The sequence below is a fragment of the Microvirga sp. P4_A5 genome (assembly GCF_056402495.1).
Genome location: NZ_JBFUHH010000196.1, coordinates 1 through 1807, shown reverse-complemented (window position 1 = coordinate 1807; position 1807 = coordinate 1). Strand labels below are relative to the sequence as shown.

Annotated in this window: 3 protein-coding genes; 1 reads left to right on the top strand and 2 read right to left on the bottom strand. The window is 66.3% G+C overall.

The features are described from left to right. Positions 1-394 (bottom strand): alpha/beta hydrolase (locus tag AC1DVM_RS23070; protein WP_477258463.1); only part of this gene is annotated, 394 nt, incomplete at its 3' end. A gap of 128 nt (positions 395-522) precedes the next feature. Here AC1DVM_RS23070 and gluQRS point away from each other — a divergent pair. After that, positions 523-1386: a tRNA glutamyl-Q(34) synthetase GluQRS gene (gluQRS, locus tag AC1DVM_RS23065; protein ID WP_477258461.1), complete on the top strand. Its 864-nt coding sequence runs from the start codon at positions 523-525 to the stop codon at positions 1384-1386. A gap of 11 nt (positions 1387-1397) precedes the next feature. On the opposite strand, the gene AC1DVM_RS23060 is transcribed toward gluQRS, so the two are convergent. Further along, positions 1398-1807 (bottom strand): AEC family transporter (locus AC1DVM_RS23060; RefSeq protein WP_477258459.1); only part of this gene is annotated, 410 nt, incomplete at its 5' end.

The following is a 1807-nucleotide window of genomic DNA, read 5'->3' as shown; positions in this document are numbered from 1 at the left end:
CGATGCCGGCAAGGCGGGCCTCTCGACGCAGACCCACATGCAGCGCCATCATGGTGCCCTGGCTGAAGCCCACGAGGGCGAGATCCGTGGGCGCGAGCCTGTGGCGGGCGAGTTCCGCATCGAGAAACGCCTCGAGTGCCGGTCCCCCGGCGGTCACGCCGCGCCACAGTTCCGCCGGGTCGCGCATCGTGAGCGGAAACCACTGGCGGCCCATGGGCGCCCCTTCGCACGAGTCCGGCGCGTGCGGGGCAACGAATGCGGCGTCGGGCAGCCCGTCGCGCCAATGATGCGCCAATTCGATCAGATCGCCGCCGTCGGCGCCGTAGCCGTGGAGAAACACCACGAGCTGCCGGGTGGTGCCGGATTTCGGGGAGAGGCGCGGGCCGTCGAGCATGCGGGATCCTGATGGTGGAAACTCACCTCGCGCCACCTGACCGAAGGCGTCAACCCCGTACCCCTTGAGAAGCGCGGCGGATTCGCCGAGGTTACATCCCGTGTCCTCTTTGTCCGGCGCAGGCAGTCTTGACCGTTCCCGTTCTTCGCTTCGCTCCGAGCCCCAACGGGCGCCTCCATCTGGGGCACGCCTATTCGGCGCTGCTCAATGCGCGCGTCGCCGAGCGGCTCGGCGGCCGGCTTCTGCTGCGGATCGAGGACATCGATGTGACCCGCTGCCGGGAAGAGTTCGTGGAGGCCATCGCGGATGATCTGGCCTGGCTTGGTCTCAAATTCGAGCAGCCCGTCAGACGGCAATCGGAGCATTTCGGCGATTACATCGCGGCCTTCGCGACGCTGCAGGAGCGGGGCGTGGTCTATCGGTGCTTCTGCTCACGCCGGGACATGGCCGAGACCGTACGGCTCGCGGAACTCGCCGGGCGAAAATCCTGGCATCGCGATCCGGATGGCGCGCCGCTTTATCCCGGCACCTGCCGACAAAGTCACGCCGGGCACGTCGAGAGCGCGCAACCTCATACCTGGCGGATCGACATGGCGGCTGCCCTGAGGATGGTTCCGGAGAAGCTGGCGTATCGCCGCCTCGAGGCGCATGGCGAAATTTCCCTCCAAACCGTCGATCCTTCGCGGTGGGGCGATGCCGTCATCGTCCGTCGCGAAATTCCCACGAGCTATCATCTCTCCGTCGTCGTGGACGATGCGCTGCAGGGGATCACCCATGTGGTGCGCGGCCAGGATCTCGAGGCCTCGACCGACCTGCACGTCCTGCTGCAGCATCTCCTCGGCCTGCCGACACCTATCTATCATCATCACGCGCTCATAACGGACCAGCAGGGCGACAAACTCGCAAAAAGCCGATTCTCGGAGACGCTTGGAGAATTGCGGGAGCGGGGGATGTCGGCGGCGGACGTGCGGCGGATGCTGGGATTTGGCTGAGCGATTCGGCCCTATCCGACCCCGAGAACCCACAGCCAGAAGAGGGTCGAGCCAAGCGCCAGAACCGTCGAGAGGCACACGGAGCTCGACGCCAGCGCCACGCCTTCGCCGTAACGCTCGGCAAACAGGAACGCGTTGATGCCCGATGGGCACGAGGCGAACAGCACTGCGACGCCGGCCCAGACCGGCGGCATCTCGAACACGTAGCGGGCGAGCAGCAGCACGATCAGCGGGTGGATCACGAGTTTGAGGAATGAGATCAGGGCCGGCAGCTTCCACCCCATGGCGATTCCGTAGCGGTAGAGCGCGACTCCCATTGCGATGAGCGCACAGGGCACGGCCGCGCTGCCGAGCAGATCGACGATCTGCCAGGCAGGAGCGGGCACAATTCCCGCGAGCGGCCGACAAGCCGATCCGGCAA